This is a genomic window from Paraoerskovia marina (assembly GCF_900105445.1).
Lineage (GTDB): Bacteria > Actinomycetota > Actinomycetes > Actinomycetales > Cellulomonadaceae > Paraoerskovia > Paraoerskovia marina.
Genome location: NZ_LT629776.1, coordinates 2,740,737 through 2,758,988, shown reverse-complemented (window position 1 = coordinate 2,758,988; position 18,252 = coordinate 2,740,737). Strand labels below are relative to the sequence as shown.

The following is an 18,252-nucleotide window of genomic DNA, read 5'->3' as shown; positions in this document are numbered from 1 at the left end:
CGGCGGGCGTGTCAGTCCCCGTCGCGGACGGCCCGCGCCTCGATCTCGTTGAGCACGGTGTCCGCGACCTCCGGACTGACCTCGCCGTGGTTGCGGGCGTGGATGACGACGTCGCGCTCGACCTCGGTCGTCTCGCGCAGCAGCCCGGCGAGCGTCTCGCCGTGCGGCTCGTCCAGCTCCTCCGCGTCGCCCCGGCGGATGCTCCGTCGAGCGTTCTGCGTGGCCACACGGCCCTCGTACTGCTCGACGACGGCGCGCCGGACCAGGGGAGGGACGTCGTCGCGCGTCCGGGCCGAGTCGAGCCCCGCCTGGGTGGCACGGGTCCTCAGCGCCGCGATCTCCTCGGCCTCGTCCGTCTCGTCCCCGACGCCGAGGCGCTTGACCAGGGGAGCGAGCGTCAGACCCTGCAGGACGAGCGTGACGAGCACGACCATCAGGCCCACGAAGACGACGGTGTCGCGGTAGGGGAAGTCCGTGCCGTCGTCGAGGATCACGGGCAGCGCAAGAGCGGAGGCGACGGATACCACGCCCCGCATCCCCGCCCAGGAGATGACCGTCGTCTCGGCGTTGCTGAACGTCGATGCCCTCTTCTCGGGGGAGATCTTCCGCAGGATCCAGACAGCGGGGAACATCCAGAGGAACCGGAGCGCCACCAGCGCCGCGACGACGCCGAGGGCGAAGGCCCAGGTCGACGACGCCACGGGGCTGTGCTCGATGACGTAGGTCAGCTCGAACCCGATCAGGACGAACACGACGCCGGTGATGAGGTAGTCCGCGTACTCCCACACGGAGCGGCCGAGCAGCCATCCCGCCGACGTGACGGAGGTGTGGCTCACGGACCGCAGCAGCAGCCCGAGGGTCAGCACGGCGAGCACCCCCGAGCCGTGGATCTCCTCGGCGACGAGGTAGACGGCGAACGGCAGCGCGATCGTGACGGTCGTCTCGGCGGCGGCCTGGTGGATCCGCCCGAGCACGCGGTGCCCGAGCCAGCCCCCGACCAGCCCGACGCCGATGCCGACCACGACGGCGAGCACCAGGTCGAGCCCGATCGTCCCCGCGCTCACCTCGCCGGTCACGACCGCGGCGACGGCCACGTGGTAGAGCACGAGCGCCGTCGCGTCGTTGAACATCCCCTCGCCCTCGAGGACGGTGACGATGCGGCCGGGCAGGCGGAGGCGTCGCGCGACGGCGGTCGCGGCGACAGGGTCCGGGGGCGCCACGATGGCCCCGAGCACCCAGGCAGGTCCCCACGGGATCCCGGCGGCGTGGGCGAGGACGGCGACGACCCCGGCCGACGCGATCGTCAGACCGACGGCCAGGAACAGGATCGGTGTCGCCTGGCTGCGGAACTCGCGCGCCGTCGACCGTTGCGTCGCCGCGAAGAGGAGCGGGGGCAGGACGAGCGGGAGGATGAGGTCGGGGTCGACGCTCAGGTGTGGAGTGCCCGGGACCAGCGGGAGCATCAGCCCGAAGAGCGTCAGGAGGACCGGCAGCGGCACGCGGGTGCGGTCGGCCAGCGGCGTGAGCACGACGATGCCCGCGATGACCGCTCCCCAGAGCGCGATCGACGACATGGTTCCTCCTGCGGTGGTGAGGTGCGGGCTACGGGCGTGCGGCGAAGCGTTCGAGCAGCTCGGCGTGACCGGAGACGACGATCATGTCGTTGGCCGAGATGCGGGTCTCCGGCTCGGCGTAGACGAACTCCACACCGGGCGACTTGACCCCGATGATCGTCACTCCGTACTTCTCGCGCACCTTGGACTCTGCGATCGTGAACCCCTGGGTCTCCTGCGGCGGGCGCATCTTGACGATGGTGAACCCGTCCTCGACCTCGATGTAGTCGAGCAGCTTGCCGGAGACGAGGTGGGCGACGCGGTTGCCGGCGTCGGCCTCGGGGAAGACCACGTGGTGCGCACCGATGCGCTGCAGGATGCGCCCGTGCTCCTTGGAGACGGCCTTGGCCCAGATCTGCGGCGTCCCGAGGTCGACGAGGTTGCCGGTGATCAGGACGGAGGCCTCCAGCGACGTCCCCACGCCGACGACGGCGACGGGGAAGTCGCGGGCGCCGAGCTGCTCGAGCGCCGTCGGGTTGGTCGCGTCCGCCTCGACGAGCGCGAGCTGGCCGGAGAACTGGGCGATCAGGTCGGGGCTGCGCTCGACGCCGAGGACGTCCTGGCCGAGTCGCTCCAGGGTCTCGGCGAGCGCGGTGCCGAACCGGCCGAGCCCGATCACGAGCACGCCGGCGTCCTTCTGCTTCTTGTCGGGCACGGGAACTCCTCGGTGGTGGGACGGATCGGCGCTCAGCCGATGATGGGACGTTCTTCGGGACGGCGGATGACGCGGCGTCGGTCGCGCAGGGCGAGGGCTGCCGCGAAGGTCATCGTCCCGATGCGGCCGATGAACATCAGCGCGACCAGCATGTACTTGCCCGCCTCGGGCAGCGAGCCGGTGACCCCGGTGGACAGGCCGACGGTCGCGAACGCGGAGATCGTCTCGAAGAGGATGACGTCGAGCGACCATCCCGTGATCTCGAGCAGCGCGACCGAAGAGAGCAGGACGGCGGAGGCGCCGATGAAGGTCACGGCGATCGCGAGGCGCAGCGTGTCGCGCGGGATGCGCTTGCCGAACGCGTCCATGTCCCGGTCGCCCCGGGCCTCGGCGACGATGGCGATCAGCATGACGGCGAGGGTCGTGACCTTGATGCCGCCCGCGGTCGAGGCGGAGCCGCCGCCGACGAACATCAGCGCGTCGGTGATGAGCCAGCTCGACTCGTGCATGGAGCCGGTGTCGATCGTCGAGAACCCGCCGGAGCGGGGCATCACGCCGGTGAACAGGGCGGCGAGGAGTTTGACCGGCCACGGGTGCGCTCCCAGCGTCTCGTCGTTGTTCCACTCGAACACCGCGAAGAGGAAGGTGGCCAGAACGACGAGGCCCACCGAGACGCTCAGGGTGAGCTTGGTGTGCAGGCTCCACCCGCGGGTGCCGCGTTTGCGCGCGCTGAAGATGTTCAGGATCACGGGGAACCCGAGCGACCCGACGAAGACCCCGATGATGATGGGCAGGCAGAGCATCCAGTCGGCGGTGTACGGCGCGAGGCCCTCGGCCGTCGGCACGAACCCCGCGTTGTTGAAGGCGGAGATGCCGTAGAAGAGGCCGTGCCAGGCCGCCTCCCCGATCGTCTCCTCGAGGACCAGGAACCGGGGAAAGAGCAGGAGCGCGATGGTGAGCTCGAGCGTCGTCGACGTGATGATGACGACGCGGATGAGCGATCCGACCTCGCCGAGCTTCTGCGTCTTGGTCTCCGACGCCGTCAGGATGCGCTGGGTCAGGCCGATGCGACGGGACACCGCCAGGCCGAGGATCGACGCGAGGGTCATGACCCCGAGCCCGCCGACCTTGATGGCGACCAGGATCACGACCTGCCCGTACGTGGACCAGTACGTCCCGGTCGGGACGACGACGAGCCCCGTGACGCAGACGGCCGACGTCGCGGTGAACAGGGCGTCGACGAACGCGGCGTGCCGGCCCGACTCGGTCGCGAACGGGGCCATCAGCAGCGCGGTGAAGACGGCGATCACGGCGCCGAACACCGTCACCGCGAGCCGGGCGGGGGACTGGCGCGCGGTGCGGTCGACGAACTCGCGCCACTCGAACAGGCGCGTGGACCAGCCGTGGGCCATCACTGCTCCTGTCCGCTGATCCGATGTCCTGCTCCAACTCTTCACAACTCTGCCACGAACGGCGCAGATCGGTGGTCAGGACGCCCACGTGGCGACCACCACGGTGGACGGCGGTGCATCGGCGTTACCGTGAGGGCATGGCTTCGTCGACGTCCTCACACCCCCCTGTCCAGGCTGGAGCACCGGGCAGCGCCTCGGGCGGCAGCCAGGTACAGGTGCTCTGGAGCCCCGACTTCCTGCAGTACGACTTCGGTCCCGGCCACCCGATGGCACCGACGCGTCTCGACCTCACCGTCGACCTCGTCCGCTCGCTCGGCATCACCGAGGCGGACGGCGTCGACGTCGTCGAGCCGGTCTCGGCCGACGACGCGACGATCGCGCGCGTGCACGACGTCGCGTACATCCAGGCCGTCAGGGCCGCCGCCGCGGGCGAGGAGCCGGACCTCTCCGTCGGGCTCGGGACGGTCGACGACCCGGTCTTCCCCGACATCCACGTCGCCGCGGCCCGGATCTTCGGCGCGTCCTGGGACGCGGCGGGTGCGGTCTGGTCGGGCCGTACCCAGCACGCCGTGAACGTCGCCGGAGGCATGCACCACGCGATGCCCGGGGCGGCGTCCGGGTTCTGCGTCTACAACGACGCCGTCGCCGCGATCCGTCGGCTGCTCGACGACGGAGCGGAGCGTGTGGCGTACGTCGACCTGGACGCCCATCACGGCGACGGGGTCGAGACGGCGTTCTGGAACGACCCGCGCGTCCTGACCGTCTCGGTGCACCAGAGCCCCGCGACGCTCTTCCCGGGCACCGGGTTCGCCACGGACACGGGCGGGCCGCAGGCGCCCGGCAGTGCGGTGAACATCGCGCTTCCGTCGCGCACCACCGGGGCGGAGTGGCTCCGGGCCGTCGACGCCGTCGTGCCGGAGGTGCTGCGCGCCTTCGAGCCGCAGGCGGTGGTGAGCCAGCACGGCTGCGACTCCCACTCGCTCGACCCCCTCTCGGACATGCGCGTCTCGGTGCGCGCCCAGGCGCAGGCGGCTCGGTGGATCCACGACCTGACGCACGAGCTCTGCGACGGCCGCTGGGTCGCGCTGGGCGGCGGCGGGTACGCGGTCGTCGAGGTCGTGCCGTTCGCGTGGGCGCACGTGCTGGGGATCGCGGCGCACCGGCCGATTCCCGACGGGACCCCCGTCCCGGACGCCTGGCGCGAGCGGGTCCGCGACCTTGCCGAGCTCGAACCGCCCGAGGTCTTCGAGGCCGCGGACGTCGAGTACGCGGCCTGGGACGACGGGTTCGACCCCGACCTCGGGATCGACCGGGCCATCCAGGCGACCCGCAAGGCCGCGTTCCCTCTGCTGGGGATCCACGACCCGTTCTGACGTGGATTTCCGGGGTGCCACTGCAGAGAGTAGGATGGCTGGTGGACTTCAATCGGTCGCGCATGCGTGACCGGGATCCACGAACCCGGTCAACATCCGACCGAACGCCGACGAGTATTGCGAGGAACCTATGGGCTCCGTCATCAAGAAGCGCCGTAAGCGCATGGCGAAGAAGAAGCACCGCAAGTTGCTTCGTAAGACGCGCCACCAGCGCCGCAACAAGAAGTAGCACTCGCTGCACGCATCGAGCCCGGCCCCGTCAGGGACCGGGCTCGTCGCCGTCTCGGGGGTTCTTTGCCGGTCGGCGCCTCAGCGCTGGACGGTGCGCTTGATCGACCGGGCCACGAGCGCCGCCGCCCAGACGGCACCGGCCCAGCTCAGCGTCGCGGCACCGCGACGCGCGGCACGGTTGCGGCGGCCGCGGAACTCGCGGACGGGCCAGCCGACCCGGGCCGCGTGCCGGCGCAGGCGTGCGTCCGGGTTGATCGCGCACGGGTTGCCGACGGTCTCCATCATCGAGACGTCGTTGAGCGAGTCGCCGTAGGCGGACGAGGCCGCGAGGTCGATACCCCGCTGCTCGGCCAGTGCCCGCACGCCGGCGGCCTTGGCCTTGCCGTGCATCATGTCGCCGACCATGCGGCCCGTGTAGACGCCGTCGACCGTCTCGGCGACCGACCCGAGAGCGCCGGTCCCGCCGAGGCGGCGGCTGATCAGCGTGCCGATCTCCGCGGGCGTCGCCGAGACCAGCCAGACCTCGTGCCCGGCCTCGATGTGCTCGTTGAGCAGACGTTGGGTGCCCGGGTAGATCCGCAGCTCCAGGACCTGGTCGTAGACCTCCTCGCCGATCGCGACGATCTCGGAGACCGTGTGCCCCGCGACGATCGACAGCGCGTGCGAGCGGACCGTGTCGATCTGCTTCTTGTTCTCGCCGAACGTCAGGTACCGCGCGTTGTGGACCACCAGGCGCAGCAGGTCGCGGATGCCGAAGAACTCCCTGCGGTACAGGGCATGCGCGAGGTGTGCGGCCGACGCCCCCCGGATGATCGTGTTGTCGATGTCGAAGAACGCGGCCACGACGCCGTCGTTCGCCCCGTCGTCGTCGGCGGTGGGGTTCTGGTCGAGGGGATCGGGGTCCTCCGGTCCAACGTCGTGCGGCATGGTCCCCACTCTAGTGGCGTAGAGCACTCGGTCGTCGAACAGGCGACTATCCTGGGAAGGTGACGGAGAATGCTGCCCGGGTCGTCCTCTACGGGCGAGACGGGTGTCATCTCTGCGAGGTCGCGCGCGACGTCGTCGCCGACGTGTGCGCGCGGACTGACACCCGGTGGGTCGAGACCGACGTGGACACGGACCCTGCGCTCGCCGACGAGCACGGGGAGTTCGTGCCGGTGGTCACCGTGGACGGTGTTCGTCGAGCCGTCTACACCGTGGACCCCGTTCGACTGGAGAAGGCCCTGCGTCGCGGACAGCCGGGCGGAACCGATGATCGTCGAGGAGTGACGCAGTGAGCCCCACCGGAAAGAACGCCGACCCCACCGGGAACCAGGTTCCCGCGGCGACCGTCGCGCGCCTGCCGACCTACCTGCGTGCTCTGCACCTGCTGATCGAGCGCGGGGTCGGGACGTCGTCGTCCTCCGGCCTCGCCGAGCTGTCCGGCGTGAGCTCGGCACAGCTGCGCAAGGACCTGTCCTTCCTCGGCTCCTTCGGCACCCGCGGGGTGGGGTACAACGTCGAGGCGCTCGCGGAGTCGATGAACCGGGTGCTCGGTCTCGCCACCGAGCACCGCGTGATGATCGTCGGGATGGGAAACCTGGGCCAGGCGCTCGCGGACTACCGCGGGTACGACTCGCGCGGCTTCAAGGTCGTGGCCCTGCTCGACAACAACGACGGGGTGATCGGCAAGGACGTCCGCGGGATCGTCGTCGAGGCGATGGCCGACATCGATGCCGTGGTCGAGCGCGAGCGGGTGTCGTTCGCGATCGTGGCGACCCCGGCGCGGTCGGCGCAGGACGCGGTGGACGCGATCGTCCAGGCCGGCGTCCGCGGGATCCTCTCCTTCGCCCCGATCTCGCTCCAGGTGCCCGACGACGTCGACGTGCAGGCGGTCGACGTGGGTTCCGAGCTGCAGATCCTTGCGTTCCACAAGCAGGCCCGTGAGATGGGAATGGCCTGACGGCCGGTCCGCAGGAGAGCGGAACCGTGGCCGTCAGGCCATGACCGGGGTGGTCGCCCGGGCGGGCGACCGTCCTCAGGAGGCGGTGATCGCCGAGACGTCGAGCGTGATCGTGATCTTGTCGCCGATGAGCACGCCGCCGGCCTCGAGCGGTGCGTTCCAGGTCAGCCCGAAGTCCTTGCGCGAGATCTTGGTCGAGGCCTCGAAGCCCACACGGGGGTTGCCGAACGGGTCGGTCGCGGCACCGGAGAACTCGGTCTCGAGGGTGACGGGCCGCGTCGTGCCGTTGATCGTCAGGTCGCCCTCGATGACGTAGTCGTCCCCGTCGGCGCGGACGGAGGTCGAGGTGAACGTCCAGGTCGGGTTCGACTCGGCGTCCCAGAAGTCGGCCGAGCGCAGGTGCCCGTCGCGGCCCTCGTCGCCGGTGCTGACCGACGCGGCGTCGAGCGTCGCGGTCACGCTCGACGACTCCAGGTCCTCGCCGACCGTGATGGTGCCGGCGCTGATCGCGATGCTTCCGCGGACCTTGGAGATCCCGGCGTGGCGGACGACGAACGCGGCCTGCGAGTGCGAGGCGTCGATGGCGTGGGTGCCGGCGGTGAGGCCGGTGGGCAGTGCGGTCATGGGGTGCTCCTTCGAGAAGTAGTTGAATGTTCAATCAAAGCGTACCGTGGGAACCCGAGGAAGTCACGGTCTATTCCCGCGGTCGCGAGACAGATCGCCTCGAGGCTGTGGACGGCCCGGGCGCAAGTGTTCGTAGCCTGATAGAAAATGTGTTCCGACCAAGGGGGAGCAGGGATGCCTGAAGAGACGACGGGTGAGCCGCGCTGGCTCGATGCGGACCAGCAGGTCCAGTGGCGCCGCTACATCGAGGGTGCCTCGCGGCTGAGCGAGGCCCTGGCCCGGTGGCACGACGAGCACCTGAGCGTCTCCCTCAGCGAGTACGAGGTCCTCGTCCGCCTCTCGGAGTCCCCGGGACACTCGATGCGGATGTCGCGCCTGGCCGACGGGCTCGCGTACTCGCGCAGCCGGGTCACGCACACGGTGCGGCGGCTCGAGGCGAAGGGATTCGTCGCCCGCTCCGAGGCGGAGGGCGACCGTCGTGGGATCGAATGCACGCTGACACCCAACGGGTTCGAGACCCTCGAGCAGGAGGCCCCGATCCACGTCGAGGGGGTCCGTCGGTACATGGTCGACGCCCTCGACGACGCCGAGCTCGAGAGCCTCGGCCGGGCGATGGCCTCCATCGCCCGGGCGTGCCGCGAGGACGAGTAGCGGGCCGCCGTCTGGGAGACTGGGCGCATGGTCACCACGACGGTCCACCTCATGCGTCACGGCGAGGTGCACAACCCAGACGGAATCCTCTACGGCCGTATCCCCGGCTACCATCTCTCGGAGCGTGGGCACGAGATGGCACGGCGCGTCGCCTCACACCTTGCTGACCCCGAGGCGGGCCGCGACATCACCGCGGTGATCGCCTCGCCGCTGCAGCGCGCGCAGCAGACCGCGACGCCGATCGCCGGGGCGCTCGGGCTCGAGCTCGGCACCGACGAGCGCCTCATCGAGGCGGGCAACCACTTCGAGGGCATGACGTTCGGCGTCGGGGACGGCTCCCTGAAGCACCCGGAGCACTGGCGCTACCTGTGGAACCCGATGCGGCCGTCGTGGGGCGAGCCGTACAAGGATCAGGTGGCCCGGATGGCGGCGGCCGTGCGGTCCGCACGCGACGCCAACGCCGGCCACGAGGTCGTGCTGGTCTCGCACCAGCTGCCGGTGTGGATCACTCGGCTGAGCCTCGAGGGCCGTCGGCTCTGGCACGACCCGCGCAAGCGGCAGTGCTCGCTCGCCTCGCTGACGTCGCTGCGATTCGAGGACGACCGGTTCGTCGGGCTGAGCTACACCGAGCCGGTCGCCGACCTCCTCCCTGGCGCGGCCACCACCCCCGGCGCCTGAGGCGTTCACAGGTTCGGTTCAGGATCGTCATGGAAACTCCAGGCATGCCCCTCGTTCGACGTTCGCCGCTGGCGCGCGCCCGTGTCCTGGCCGCGCTCGTCCTGCCGGCCCTGGTGCTGGCGGGCTGCGCCCAGGACTCCGGGTCGACCGGGACCGCGGATGCCCTCGACCAGGGGTACGTCTCGGGGGACGGGTCCGTGCGGGCCTGGGAGCCCGACGAGCGCAGCGAGCCGGTGACGATCACGGGCACCGACTACGACGGCAATGCGGTCGACACGAGCGACTACCTCGGCCAGGTCGTGCTCCTCAACACCTGGTACGCGGGGTGCGCTCCGTGCCGCGCCGAGGCGCCGACGCTCGTCGACGTCGACACCAACCGTGACGACGTCCAGGTCGTGGGGATCAACGGGACCGACGACGCCGGGACGGCCCAGGCCTTCGAGCGCACCTTCGAGGTGTCGTACCCGTCGATCGACGACAAGGACGGCTCCGCCGTCGCGACGCTCCAGGGGACGGTGCCGCTCCAGGCGGTCCCGACCACGGTGCTGCTCGACCCCGAGGGGCGCGTGGCAGCCCGGGTGATCGGCGAGGTCGAGCCGTCGACCCTCGACGATCTCGTCGACGACGCCGGGGAGCTCTGACCGTGGGCGGAGACTTCGCGACCGCCGCGTTCTCCGGCTCGCTCCTCCTGGCGGTCCCGGTCTCGCTTCTCGCGGGCCTCGTGTCGTTCGCGTCGCCGTGCGTCCTTCCGCTCGTCCCGGGCTACGTCGGGTACGTCGGCGGTATGGCCGCCGCGACCGCGGGCGAGAAGGAGCGCCCGGGCCGAGGCCGCGTCGTCGGCGGTGTGGCGCTCTTCGTCGCCGGCTTTGCGCTCGTCTTCGTGACGCTCACGGTGCTCGCCGGCGTGATCGGTGCGCAGATCCTGGCCGTCGAGGACACCGTCATGCGCGTGCTCGGCGTCGTGGTGATCGCCATGGGACTCGTGTTCCTCGGCGCGTTCCCGGCGTTGCAGCGCGAGCGGCGCATCCACGTCGCGCCTCGGGCCGGACTGTGGGGCGCGCCCGTGCTCGGCGTCGTGTTCGGCCTGGGCTGGGCGCCCTGCATCGGCCCGACGCTCGCTGCCGTCCTCGCCCTGTCGCTCGACTCCGGCTCGGCGGGTCGTGGCGCGATCCTCGGGGTCGCCTACTCGATCGGGCTCGGCCTGCCGTTCCTCGCCATCGCGCTCGGCCTCGAGTCGTCGGAGCGCATGGTCGGGTTCCTGCGCCGTCACCGGCTCGCGATCATGCGGATCGGCGGCGGCCTGCTCGTCGCCCTCGGGGTCCTGCTGGTGACCGGGGTCTGGTCCGCGTGGATGTCGCAGATATCCGTGTGGATCGGCGGATTCGAGCCGGTGATCTGATGGCACGGACCCCGTACCGCCCCGAGGGCATCGACGACGCGTTCTCCACCGGGGAGTCCTCGTCCGCCCGTCCGGACGGTTCCGCCCCGGCGCCGGCCGCGCGCCCGACCGCGCCCGCGATCGGCGTCCGCGGCATGCTGCGGTGGATGTGGCGTCAGCTGACGTCGATGCGCGTCGCGCTCCTCCTGCTGATGCTGCTGGCGGTCGCGGCCGTTCCCGGCTCGGTGCTTCCGCAGACCTCTCAGGACGCCGCGGCCGTCGCCGCGTACCTCGTCGACCACCCGACCACCGGACCCTGGCTCGAGGCCGCCGGGTTCTTCGACGTGTACTCGTCCGTCTGGTTCTCGGCCATCTACCTCCTGCTCTTCGTCTCCCTCGTGGGCTGCATCCTGCCGCGGACGGCCGCGCACTGGCGCGCGCTGCGGGGCCGGCCACCACGGACCCCCCGACGGTTCGCACGCTTCCCCGCGCAGGCCACGGGGACGTCGTCGGCCGCACCCGAGGCCGTCGCCGACGCCGCGGTGCTTCACCTGCGCGGACGTCGTCGGGTGCTCCCGATCTTCCGGGTGGAACGCGGCGAGGAGCCTGCGACCGCGAACCGACCGGCGACGGCGACCGTCGCCGCCGAGCGCGGGTATCTTCGCGAGTCCGGCAACCTTCTCTTCCACCTGGCGCTGCTCGGGCTGCTCGTCTCCGTCGCGACCGGCCAGATGCTGCACTACCGCGGACAGGCGATCCTCGTCGAGGAACGCGGGTTCGGGAACTCGGTCGTGGACTACGACACGTTCGAGAACGGCGCACTGTTCGACCCGACGTCGCTCGAGGCGTTCACGATGACGCTCGACCGGTTCGAGTCGGAGTTCGACGCCGTCGGGACCCCTCGCGACTTCACGGCCTACGTGACCGTGACCGAGCCCGGCGGGGAGCCGACCTCCGAGACCATCAAGGTCAACCATCCGCTCGACGCGGGCGACGCCAAGATCTACCTCCAGGGCAACGGCTACGCGCCCGACGTCACCGTCCGCGACGCCGACGGCGAGGTCGCGTTCGCCGGACCGGTGCCCTTCATCCCCGAGGACCAGGTCTACACCTCCCGCGGGGTCATCAAGGTCCCGGACGTCTCGCCGGGCCTCGAGCAGATCGGGTTCGTCGGGTACCTCCTGCCCACCGCGGTGATGGAGGACGGCGGTGCACGCTCGGTCTACCCCCAGCCCGGGAACCCGCAGCTCGTCCTCGACGTCTACACGGGTGACCTCGGCCTCGACGAGGGTGTCCCGCAGAACGTCTACAGCCTCGACACCGACGACATGACGCCGTCGACCGAGGAGGACGGGACCCCGACGACGATCGTCCTGGGCGTCGGTGACACCGTCAACCTGCCCGACGGCGGGAGCATCACCTTCGAGGACCTGCCCCGGTACGTGGCCCTCGACCTGCGCCACGACCCCGCGCTGGGCTTCATCCTCACGTTCTCGCTCCTCGCCCTCGGCGGGCTCGCCGTGTCGCTCTTCACGCCCCGGCGCCGCGTCTGGCTGCGCACGTGGGCCGAGGACGGGCGTACCGTCGTAGAGGTCGCGGGCCTGGCCCGGCACGACGACGCGGGGCTCCAGGGGCAGGTCGACGACCTCCTCGCAGACCTGCCCGGTATCGGGGCCGGCGACGGCGACACCAGCAGTGACGACACGAGCAGCGACGACACCACCACGAACGGCGAGGCCGACGGCCCCGCACCAAGGAAGGCCGACCGATGAGCATCGCCGAGTTCAGCACCGACCTGGTCTGGGGGGCTGCCACCGTGCTGGCGGTGTCCCTGATCGCCTTCGCGATGGATCTCGCGCAGGTCTCCGCCCGTCGGGCCGAGGCTTCCCGCGCCGAGGAGGAGTCCGACGCCGCCCCGGCGGCCGAGTCGGCCGACTCCGCCGGCGCCTCGGTCTCGTCAGCGGTCGAGGGTGGAACACCCGCCGGCGGGTCCACGGCGACGGTGACCGCGACCGACGAGGCCCCGCAGCGTCGTCGTGCCGCGGGGATCGGGGTCTCGACGGCCTGGCTCGGCACGATCCTGCTCGGCGTCGCCATCGCGGCCCGAGGTGTCGCCGCGGGCCGTGCCCCCTGGGCCAACATGTACGAGTTCACGCTCGTCGGCGCATTCGTCGCGCTCGTGGTCTTCCTCGGTGTGAACGTACGCCGCGACATCCGCTGGCTCGGTGCGTTCGTCACGGGCATCGCGATCCTGTTCATCGCGGTCGCGCAGGTCAACTTCTTCGTCCCGGCCGACGGGCTCCAGCCGGCGCTGCAGTCCTACTGGCTCGTCATCCACGTGGGTGTCGCGATCATCGCTTCCGGGATCTTCACCGTCGCGTTCCTGATGTCGGTCCTGCAGCTGCTGCGTGACTCGCGGGACGAGGGCAGTGCGATCCTCAACCGCCGCGGCTGGGGCTGGCTCGAGCTGACCCCGACCCCGACGCGCCTCGAGGGGCTCAGCTTCCGGCTCAACGCCGTCGGGTTCGTCCTGTGGACCTTCACGGTGATCGCCGGCGCGATCTGGGCCGAGCACGCGTGGGGCCGGTACTGGGGCTGGGACCCCAAGGAGGTCTGGAGCTTCGTCGTCTGGGTGGTCTACGCGGCCTACCTGCACGCCCGCACCACCCGGGGCTGGTCCGGACGTCGTGCCGCCTACTTCGTGCTCGTCGGCTACGCGTGCGTCATCTTCAACTTCACCGGCGTGAACCTGATCTTCAACGGGAAGCACTCGTACTCGGGCATGTGACCCCTCGTGTGGTCGACCCGCGTGCCCGACCCTGCGGTGCGCGTGGCTACTCCGCGTCGTCGGAGGCGTCGGTGCCGTCCTGCTTGCGGCGACGCTCCTCCTGGCGCAGACGCCACAGGAAGTCGGGGTCGTCGTCGGGGGCGACAGGTCCGCGGCGTGCCGCCGGGCGTGCCCGGCCGTTGCGGCTCGTGATCAGCCACGCGACGGGGCCGAGCACCGGAAGGATCACGATCATGAGGATCCAGAGTCCACGGGGGATTCCGTTGCGCTCGGACTCCTCGCTGCCGATGCAGTCGGTCAGCGCATACACGGTGAGGCCGACGACGACCAGGACAATTGCTACGCGCGCCATGCGCACAGCCTAAGGGCCTAGGCTGGGTCCCGTGCCCTTCGTCGTGTATTCCCTGCTCCGCCTCGCCGTCTTCGCCGGGGTGCTCGTCGCGCTCTACGCGGTGGGGATGCGGGACTGGTTACTGATCGTCATCGCCGCACTGGCGGCGTTCTTCGTGTCCTACCTCGCCCTGAACGGCCCGCGGACCCGCGCGTCCGAGTACCTCGCCGCGCGGTCCGAGCACCGCAGGGCGACCGGCGAGAAGTTCTCCCGGGAGATCGAGGACGAGGCCGCCTACGAGGACGCGGCGGACGATGCCGCGCGCGGGCTGGACCGGCGCGGCGGGGGCGCGGAGCTAGAGGGCGAGACCGAGCCCGAGAAGGATGCCGAAGGCGAGCTCGAACATCCCGGTCCCGGCGAGCACGCGGACGAGGCCGGGTCCGGTCGCACCGGCCAGGACCGGTAGGCAGAGCAAAACCGCCGGTGCGAGGAGGAGTAGCACGAGCAGGCTCCACGGCGCGGCGATCGCGCAGACGACGCCGAGCGCGAGCGGCACCCAGATCATACCGACGTAGGCCCACCGGGCCCGACGGTCGCCGAGCCGGACCGCGAGGGTCCGCTTGCCCGCCACATAGTCGGTCGGGATGTCGCGGATGTTGTTGACCATGAGGATCGCGCAGGCGATCGAACCGACGGCGACCGCACCGACCCAGCCGAACCACGGGACCCGGTCGGCCTGCACGTACGTCGTCCCGACGGTCGCGACGAGGCCGAAGAACACGAACACGCCGACCTCTCCGAGTCCCCGGTAGCCGTAGGGACTCCGCCCGCCGGTGTAGTACCAGCCGGCCGCGATCGACACCGCGCCGACGGCGAGCAGCCACCAGTGACCGGTCGGCGGGACGAGCGCGAACCCGAGGACCGCCGCGACGGCGAACGAGCCGAAGGCCGCGTACTTGACCTGGCGGGCGGGTGCCGCGCCCGAGGCGGTCAGTCGCATCGGCCCCACCCGGTCCACGTCCGTGCCCCGGACCCCGTCGGAGTAGTCGTTCGCGTAGTTGACCCCCACCTGCAGCGAGAGCGCGACGCCGAGCGCCAGGAGCGCCGGGAGCAGGGCGAACCCGTCGATCGCGGCGGCGGCGCCGGAACCGACCAGGACGGGCGCGGCGGCCGCAGGAAGAGTGCGCAGGCGCGCGCCTGCGATCCACTCGGAGCGGGTGGCCATGGGTCCTCCTGGACGATTGTGCGGGTCGACGGCGGCCCCCAGCGTATCGGCCGCCGGTGCCCGCACCGGTCCGGACGCGTGGGCGGCGGCTTCGACCGAGGGCTCTCGTCCTGGACTTTGAGGACTACTCCCGTTGACGCTCGGCGAGGGCCCGGCACGCGGCGCGGTCGACCTTCCCGGAGTCGCGCAGCGGGAGGGCGTCGACGACGACGACGCGGCGGGGAGCCGCGGGTCCGCCGAGGCGTGCCGTGACACGTGCCCGGAGCTCGGGCAGGAGGGTGGCGCCGTCGAGGGGCTCGGCCCGCGACCGGCTCGTGACGACGGCGACGACGACCTGCCCCCACTCGGCGTCCGGCACGCCGACGACGCAGGCCTCGCCCACGCCGTCGAGCCCTGCGACGACCTCTTCCACCCCGACGGGCGCGACGTTGACGCCGCCGGTGAGGATCACGTCGTCCGCGCGTCCGAGGACCCGGAGAGTGGCTCCGTCCCAGGCGCCGAGGTCGTTAGTCCGGAACCAGCGCAGGCCGTCGGACTCGACGAACGCGGCGTCGGTCGCGTGCGGGTCGCCGACGTAGCCCGCGGCGAGCACCGGTCCGCCGAGCTCGACGACGGGCCCCGCCGGCCCATGACCGAGCCGCACCCGGACGCCGTCGAGCGGGACGCCGTCGTACACGCACCCGCCGCAGGTCTCGGTCATCCCGTAGGTCGTGACGACCGGGATACCGGCCGCGCGGGCGCGGTCCAGGAGCGCGGGCGCGGCGGGCGCGCCGCCCAGGAGCACGGCGTCGAGGCGGGCGAGCGCCGCGACCGCAGGGCCGCCGGCGTCCATGACCCGGTGCAGCTGCGTGGGCACGAGCGAGAGGTAGCGGCGTTTGCCGTGAGCCTTGCCCTCGAGCCGGACGACGACGTCTGGGGTGAAGCGGTCGAACGCCGTCGTGACGAGCGCTCCGCCCCCGACGACGGAGCGCGAGACGACCTGGAGGCCCGCGACGTGGGTGGCAGGCAGGGCGAGCAGCCAGTCGCCGGCACCGCCGAGGCGGGCGTGGGTCGCGTCTGCGGACGCCCGCAGGGCAGCGGCCGAGAGCGCGACGGCGCGCGGTTCCCCGGTCGACCCCGAGGTCGGGACGACCATCGCGGTGCCGGGCGGCACCGGCGCGTCCGGGGTCTGCCCTGTGGCGACGACCGTGGGCCCGCCGTCGAGGGCGCGCGCGACGGCGCGACGCAGGTCGGCAGGGTTCGCGGCGGGGTCGACGGGCACCCGCCCATGCTAGGCACGGTGCCGCGCCGATCGCGTCCGCCGAGCGGCACGTTGCTGCCGTCTCCGCGCCCCGGAGAGGACCAGAACGTGCCGCTCGGCGGGGAAATCAGGCGGCCGGGAGCTCAGGCGGCGAGGAAGTTCGCTCAGAAGGCGTAGGGGAACCCGGACCAGTCGGGCTCACGGCGCTCGAGGAACGCGTCGCGCCCCTCGACGGCCTCGTCGGTCATGTATGCGAGGCGTGTCGCCTCCCCGGCGAACACCTGCTGACCCATCATCCCGTCGTCGGCGAGGTTGAAGGCGAACTTCAGCATCCGCACGGCCTGCGGGGACTTGCCCGCGATCGTGCGCGCGTAGTCGACGGCGAGCGCCTCGAGGTCGTCGTGGTCGGCGACCTCGTTGAGCGCTCCCCAGCGTTCGGCGTCCTCGGCGGTGTAGGTGCGGGCGAGGAAGAAGATCTCGCGGGCGCGCTTCTGTCCCACCTGCTTGGCGAGGTAGGCGGACCCGTACCCGCCGTCGAACGAGCCCACGTCGGCGTCGGTCTGCTTGAACCGTCCGTGCTGGCGGCAGCCGATGGAGAGGTCGGCGACGACGTGGAGAGAGTGCCCGCCACCGGCGGCCCAGCCGTCGACGACGGCGATCACGACCTTTGGCATGGTGCGGATGAGGCGCTGGACCTCGAGGATGTGCAGGCGTCCTGCCCGGGCGGGGTCGACGGCGTCGACGGTGGCGACCTCCCCGCCGCCGTCCTCGGCGGTCGTGTACTGGTAGCCGGAGCGGCCGCGGATGCGTTGGTCGCCGCCGGAGCAGAACGCCCAGCCGCCGTCCTTGGGCGAGGGGCCGTTGCCGGTGATCAGCACGGTCCCGACGTCGGACGTCATGCGGGCGTGGTCGAGCACCCGGTAGAGCTCGTCGACCGTGTGGGGGCGGAAGGCGTTGCGGACCTCGGGCCGGTCGAACGCGACGCGGACGACGGGGAGGTCGCGCTCCCCGTCCGCGGTCCGCGCGACGCCGCGGTGGTACGTGAGGTCGGTGAGATCCTCGAACCCGGCGACGTCGCGCCACGCCTGGGGGTCGAAGGTCTGGGACACGGTGCGGGGGAGTGCGCTCACGTCGTCACCCTAGTCCGCGGTCGTGCGATCCGATAGTGGTACGCTCGTACCACTATGGCATGGATCGTTCTCGTCCTCTCCGGGCTCCTCGAGACCGGATGGGCACTCAGCCTCAAGGCCTCGGACGGGCTCAGCCGTCTGTGGCCGACCGTCGGGTTCGTCGTCATGCTCGCGGCGAGCATGGCCGGTCTCTCGTACGCGCTCAAGACATTACCCGTCGGTACGGCCTACGCCGTCTGGGTGGGGATCGGTGCCGTCGGGACGGCCTTGCTCGGCATCGCGTGGTTCGGCGAGCCGGTCAGCGTGCTCAAGATCGTCTCGCTCGTCCTGATCGTCGCCGGCGTCGTCGGGTTCAACATCTCCGGAGGAAGTCACTAGTGCCGACCCAGAACACCCCCCGTCGGCAGGCCCGGGGTCGCCGTCGCCACGACGCGATCGTCCGCGCCGCCGCCGACATCATGCTGAGCGAGGGGGCGGCCGCCGTCACGCACCGGCACGTCGCCGCGGTCGCCGACGTCCCGCTCGCCGCCACCACGTACTACTTCAGCGGGATCACGGACCTGCTCGCCGCGGCGGGCGCGCTGATCGTCGACGGATGGGGGGCGCACGTCGAGGAGCAGGTGGAGGTGGCGCGGGCCGCGGAGACCGCGGGCGGGCTCGACGGGCCCGAGGCGGACCTTCGGCGCGCAGAGATCCTGACGGACGCGATCCTCCCGGCGGGCGACCGCAACGCGGTGCGCGGGTTCTACGAGCACCTCGTGGGCGCGGGTCGGGTCCCCGAGCTCGCCCAGGCCTACGCCGACGGTCGGGTGGTCCTCGACGACGCGCTCGCCGAGCTCTTCACCGTCCTCGGGCTCGCGGACCGCTCGCACCTGCTCGTCGCGATCGTCGACGGTGCCGCCGTCAGCGCCCTGGCGGAGGGACGCGACGCCCGCGAGCTGGCGGTACGGCTCATCCAGCAGGTGCTCGCGCCGTAGCGGA

General features: G+C 71.6%; 22 protein-coding genes. 13 read left to right on the top strand and 9 right to left on the bottom strand.

Annotated features, from left to right (window positions below):
- Positions 1–11 precede the first annotated feature (11 nt).
- From BLU20_RS12570 to BLU20_RS12560, 3 genes are read right to left on the bottom strand one after another with little or no spacing between them, the layout of a single operon-like run.
- Positions 12–1,574 (bottom strand): Na+/H+ antiporter, encoded by a 1,563-nt coding sequence (locus BLU20_RS12570; protein WP_083372718.1) that lies wholly within the window; start codon positions 1,572–1,574, stop codon positions 12–14.
- A gap of 28 nt (positions 1,575–1,602) precedes the next feature.
- Positions 1,603–2,268, bottom strand: coding sequence for a potassium channel family protein (locus tag BLU20_RS12565; protein WP_083372717.1), 666 nt, complete (start codon positions 2,266–2,268; stop codon positions 1,603–1,605).
- 32 nt (positions 2,269–2,300) lie between these two features.
- On the bottom strand, positions 2,301–3,680 hold the full coding sequence (locus BLU20_RS12560; RefSeq protein WP_029252096.1) for a TrkH family potassium uptake protein: 1,380 nt from the start codon (positions 3,678–3,680) through the stop codon (positions 2,301–2,303).
- Between the two features lie 137 nt (positions 3,681–3,817).
- Here BLU20_RS12560 and BLU20_RS12555 point away from each other — a divergent pair, with 137 nt between their 5' ends.
- Together BLU20_RS12555 and BLU20_RS12550 are read left to right on the top strand one after the other, a co-directional pair.
- Positions 3,818–5,053 (top strand): acetoin utilization protein AcuC, encoded by a 1,236-nt coding sequence (locus BLU20_RS12555; RefSeq protein WP_083372716.1) that lies wholly within the window; start codon positions 3,818–3,820, stop codon positions 5,051–5,053.
- 130 nt (positions 5,054–5,183) lie between these two features.
- A complete protein-coding gene (locus tag BLU20_RS12550; protein WP_003792170.1) occupies positions 5,184–5,282 on the top strand; it encodes a 30S ribosomal protein bS22 in 99 nt (32 codons plus the stop codon).
- A gap of 80 nt (positions 5,283–5,362) precedes the next feature.
- Here BLU20_RS12550 and BLU20_RS12545 read toward each other — a convergent pair whose 3' ends face one another.
- Complete coding sequence (locus BLU20_RS12545; protein ID WP_083372715.1) at positions 5,363–6,211, bottom strand: HAD family hydrolase; 849 nt, start codon at positions 6,209–6,211, stop codon at positions 5,363–5,365.
- Positions 6,212–6,270: 59 nt separating this feature from the next.
- On the opposite strand from BLU20_RS12545, the gene BLU20_RS12540 reads away from it, so the two are divergent.
- The gene (locus BLU20_RS12540) at positions 6,271–6,561 is read left to right on the top strand and encodes a glutaredoxin family protein (RefSeq protein WP_052366807.1); all 291 of its coding nucleotides are present in this window, start codon (positions 6,271–6,273) and stop codon (positions 6,559–6,561) included.
- The gene (locus BLU20_RS12535; RefSeq protein WP_029252100.1) at positions 6,558–7,226 is read left to right on the top strand and encodes a redox-sensing transcriptional repressor Rex; all 669 of its coding nucleotides are present in this window, start codon (positions 6,558–6,560) and stop codon (positions 7,224–7,226) included. Before BLU20_RS12540 ends, BLU20_RS12535 begins: the two co-directional genes overlap by 4 nt.
- 75 nt (positions 7,227–7,301) lie before the next feature.
- On the opposite strand, the gene BLU20_RS12530 is transcribed toward BLU20_RS12535, so the two are convergent.
- Entirely contained in the window at positions 7,302–7,850 is a 549-nt protein-coding gene (locus BLU20_RS12530) for a YceI family protein (protein WP_029252101.1), read from the bottom strand.
- 174 nt (positions 7,851–8,024) lie between these two features.
- On the opposite strand from BLU20_RS12530, the gene BLU20_RS12525 reads away from it, so the two are divergent.
- The 6 genes from BLU20_RS12525 to ccsB are packed head-to-tail and all read left to right on the top strand — an operon-like array spanning position 8,025 to position 13,345.
- Positions 8,025–8,501 carry a MarR family winged helix-turn-helix transcriptional regulator gene (locus BLU20_RS12525; protein WP_083372714.1) on the top strand — a complete coding sequence of 159 codons (477 nt, stop codon included), beginning with the start codon at positions 8,025–8,027 and terminating at the stop codon, positions 8,499–8,501.
- A gap of 27 nt (positions 8,502–8,528) precedes the next feature.
- Positions 8,529–9,179: a histidine phosphatase family protein gene (locus tag BLU20_RS12520; RefSeq protein WP_083372713.1), complete on the top strand. Its 651-nt coding sequence runs from the start codon at positions 8,529–8,531 to the stop codon at positions 9,177–9,179.
- Positions 9,180–9,223: 44 nt separating this feature from the next.
- Positions 9,224–9,820 (top strand): TlpA family protein disulfide reductase, encoded by a 597-nt coding sequence (locus BLU20_RS12515; protein ID WP_083372712.1) that lies wholly within the window; start codon positions 9,224–9,226, stop codon positions 9,818–9,820.
- 2 nt (positions 9,821–9,822) lie between these two features.
- Positions 9,823–10,578 (top strand): cytochrome c biogenesis CcdA family protein, encoded by a 756-nt coding sequence (locus BLU20_RS12510; protein WP_083372711.1) that lies wholly within the window; start codon positions 9,823–9,825, stop codon positions 10,576–10,578.
- Positions 10,578–12,329: a cytochrome c biogenesis protein ResB gene (gene resB / locus BLU20_RS12505; RefSeq protein ID WP_083372710.1), complete on the top strand. Its 1,752-nt coding sequence runs from the start codon at positions 10,578–10,580 to the stop codon at positions 12,327–12,329. Before BLU20_RS12510 ends, resB begins: the two co-directional genes overlap by 1 nt.
- Positions 12,326–13,345: a c-type cytochrome biogenesis protein CcsB gene (gene ccsB / locus BLU20_RS12500; protein WP_083372709.1), complete on the top strand. Its 1,020-nt coding sequence runs from the start codon at positions 12,326–12,328 to the stop codon at positions 13,343–13,345. Before resB ends, ccsB begins: the two co-directional genes overlap by 4 nt.
- 46 nt (positions 13,346–13,391) lie before the next feature.
- On the opposite strand, the gene BLU20_RS12495 is transcribed toward ccsB, so the two are convergent.
- Positions 13,392–13,697, bottom strand: a complete 306-nt coding sequence (locus BLU20_RS12495; RefSeq protein WP_083373060.1) for a PLD nuclease N-terminal domain-containing protein — start codon at positions 13,695–13,697, stop codon at positions 13,392–13,394.
- Between the two features lie 31 nt (positions 13,698–13,728).
- On the opposite strand from BLU20_RS12495, the gene BLU20_RS12490 reads away from it, so the two are divergent.
- Entirely contained in the window at positions 13,729–14,142 is a 414-nt protein-coding gene (locus tag BLU20_RS12490; RefSeq protein ID WP_231959220.1) for a DUF4229 domain-containing protein, read from the top strand.
- Here the strand turns inward: BLU20_RS12490 and BLU20_RS12485 are convergent.
- The 3 genes from BLU20_RS12485 to BLU20_RS12475 all read right to left on the bottom strand — a co-directional run bounded on the left by BLU20_RS12485 (position 14,032) and on the right by BLU20_RS12475 (position 17,271).
- Positions 14,032–14,901, bottom strand: a complete 870-nt coding sequence (locus BLU20_RS12485) for a 1,4-dihydroxy-2-naphthoate polyprenyltransferase (RefSeq protein WP_029252110.1) — start codon at positions 14,899–14,901, stop codon at positions 14,032–14,034. The two genes, BLU20_RS12490 and BLU20_RS12485, sit on opposite strands and share 111 nt — an antisense overlap.
- A gap of 124 nt (positions 14,902–15,025) precedes the next feature.
- A complete protein-coding gene (locus BLU20_RS12480) occupies positions 15,026–16,162 on the bottom strand; it encodes an AMP-binding protein (protein WP_083372707.1) in 1,137 nt (378 codons plus the stop codon).
- A gap of 143 nt (positions 16,163–16,305) precedes the next feature.
- Positions 16,306–17,271 carry a 1,4-dihydroxy-2-naphthoyl-CoA synthase gene (locus BLU20_RS12475; protein WP_029252112.1) on the bottom strand — a complete coding sequence of 322 codons (966 nt, stop codon included), beginning with the start codon at positions 17,269–17,271 and terminating at the stop codon, positions 16,306–16,308.
- Positions 17,272–17,325: 54 nt separating this feature from the next.
- Between BLU20_RS12475 and BLU20_RS12470 the strand changes: the two genes are divergently transcribed.
- Together BLU20_RS12470 and BLU20_RS12465 are read left to right on the top strand one after the other, a co-directional pair.
- Positions 17,326–17,649 (top strand): DMT family transporter, encoded by a 324-nt coding sequence (locus BLU20_RS12470; protein WP_083372706.1) that lies wholly within the window; start codon positions 17,326–17,328, stop codon positions 17,647–17,649.
- The gene (locus BLU20_RS12465; RefSeq protein WP_083372705.1) at positions 17,649–18,248 is read left to right on the top strand and encodes a TetR/AcrR family transcriptional regulator; all 600 of its coding nucleotides are present in this window, start codon (positions 17,649–17,651) and stop codon (positions 18,246–18,248) included. The genes BLU20_RS12470 and BLU20_RS12465 overlap by 1 nt, the downstream gene beginning before the upstream one ends.
- The last annotated feature ends 4 nt before the right edge of the window (positions 18,249–18,252 follow it).